This is a genomic window from Gluconacetobacter entanii (assembly GCF_013155425.1).
In the GTDB taxonomy this organism is placed as follows: Bacteria; Pseudomonadota; Alphaproteobacteria; order Acetobacterales; family Acetobacteraceae; genus Novacetimonas; species Novacetimonas entanii.
On the sequence record NZ_JABJWD010000138.1, the window covers coordinates 1 to 1,307 of the forward strand.

1 protein-coding gene and 1 other annotated feature are annotated in these 1,307 nt (G+C 54.0%); the gene reads right to left on the reverse strand.

Annotation, left to right across the window (positions count from 1 at the left end; translation table 11 throughout):
- Positions 1-42: 42 nt before the first annotated feature.
- A protein-coding gene (locus HNH97_RS16740) for an IS3 family transposase (RefSeq protein ID WP_110507661.1) occupies positions 43-1,253 on the reverse strand; the annotation gives its coding sequence in 2 pieces (ribosomal slippage) (positions 43-968 and positions 968-1,253; 1,212 coding nt in all).
- Positions 859-975 (reverse strand) — a sequence feature (AL1L pseudoknot). (Overlaps the previous gene by 117 nt.)
- Positions 1,254-1,307: the final 54 nt, after the last annotated feature.

A 1,307-nucleotide genomic window follows, 5' to 3' on the forward strand; every position in this document is an offset into this window, starting at 1 on the left:
ATTGAATTGCCCCGGGTTTTGTGGAGACGTTTTTTATCTGATTTAAGCGGCTAATGCATGTGATTTCTGTTGTGCATAAAAGCGTGCCTCAGCTTCTGCTGGCGGGATGTTTCCAATGGAGGACAGGAGCCGCCGATTATTGAACCAGTCGACCCATTTAAGTGTTGCCAGTTCAACAGCTTCCCTGTTTTTCCATGGCCCCTGCCGATAGATGAGTTCGGTTTTGTAAAGTCCGTTAATGGTCTCTGCCAAGGCGTTATCATAGGAATCCCCAACACTGCCGACAGAAGCAACGAGCCCCGCTTCAGCCAGTCTTTGCGTGTAGCGAATGGACACATATTGACAGCCGCGGTCGGAATGGTGGGTCACTTTTCCCTCAGGCTGCCTCTGGCACAGAGCCTGCTCAAGGGCATCCAGTACGAAGTCGGTATGAGCCGTTGAGGAGACACGCCAACCCACAATAACCCGTGCAAAGACGTCAATGATGAAGGCCACATAAACAAAGCCCTGCCAAGTGGAAACATACGTGAAATCCGAAACCCACAGTCTGTTGGGGGCAGGAGCATGAAACTGGCGCTGCACCAGATCCTGCGGACACGGACGTTGCGGATCAGGCCGTGTGGTTCTGACCCCCTTGCCACGAATGACGCCTTTCAGCCCCATCCGGCGCATCAGCCGCTCTACCGTGCAGCGGGCGACATCCAGGCCTTCACGTCTGAGCTGATGCCAGACCTTGCGCGCTCCATAGACGCAGAAATTATCATTCCACACTCTACGGATGTCATCGCACAGCTCTTTGTCTTTCTGGCTGCGCACACACGGATTTTTCTGTCTCGCCCGATAAGCATAATAGGCAGATGGTGCAATCGACAGAACCCTGCAGATTGACCCGACACCATATGTCTGCCGGTGCTCCTCAATGAAGCGTGTCATGGCTTGAAGATGCGGTCGAGCTCCGCCTGGGCAAAATATGCCGACGCCTTACGCAGGATTTCATTGGCCTGCCGCAATTCGCGGTTCTCTCGCTCCAGTTGCCTGATCTTCTCTCGATCAGGCAGGTCACTCACCGCAGGCGCATTGGCACGTTCATGCAGACGGGTCCATTTTGACAGCGTGTCAGGATGAATATCCAGCTTTGGCGCTATCATCATCACCGCGGACCACCGCGAAGGATGGTTCTTCTCTTCCTCCAGAACCATGCGGGCTGCACGTTCACGAAACTCAGGCGGAAAACGCTTCGATTTGGTGCTCATGAATCCTTCTTACCTCTCGGGTCGTTCCGTCTCCACAAAACCCGGGGCAATTCA